Annotated in this window: 1 protein-coding gene; it reads right to left on the minus strand. The window is 62.3% G+C overall.

Translation table 11 applies throughout. The features are described from left to right. A partial coding sequence (locus GVY64_RS36980) for a recombinase family protein (RefSeq protein ID WP_159851344.1) occupies positions 1-339 on the minus strand: 339 nt, incomplete at its 3' end. Positions 340-650: the final 311 nt, after the last annotated feature.

A 650-nucleotide genomic window follows, 5' to 3' on the forward strand; every position in this document is an offset into this window, starting at 1 on the left:
CTCGGCGAAGGCGCCCATCACGCTCAGCAGCAGATGCGCCATCGGGGAGTCCTCCCCGGTGAAAGTCAGCGACTCCTTCACGAACTCCACCCGCACGCCCTTGCCGGTCAGGGTGCGCACCAACCGGCGAAGGTCGTCGAGGTTGCGCGCGAGGCGGTCCATGGAGTGCACGATCACGGTGTCACCGTCGCGCACGAACCCGATCAGCTCCTCCAGCTGCGGGCGGGCGGTGTCCTTCCCGGAGGCCTTGTCGATGAAGGTGCGTTCTATGTCGATCCCGTCGAGTTGGCGGACGGTGTTCTGGTCGACCGCGCTCACCCTGATATAGCCGACGCGCATAATGACCTCTCCACCACTTGAAATGTCAAGTTGAAGTCTTTGAATCCAGCGGGCGTGTGTCAAGAAATGCAGAATTGGACTCTATTCTGACGACTTTCAGTCCGGTCGCGGGCGTGGTGTTGGGGTTGGGTACCCCAGATACACACGAGTGCGACTCAACCGTGAATAGGGATCCACGTACGTAGCTGGTATCGCGAGATCCTGCCCGGCAGGTCAGGCTCGACCGGCTGTTCGGGGTACGGGACTTGCTGATCGAGTTCCACGAGGCTGGTGCGGAAGAGCAGGGCAGGCTGCTGGCCGACCGCGCTGCC

This window comes from Nocardia sp. CY41, assembly GCF_009829325.1.
In the GTDB taxonomy this organism is placed as follows: domain Bacteria; phylum Actinomycetota; class Actinomycetes; order Mycobacteriales; family Mycobacteriaceae; genus Nocardia.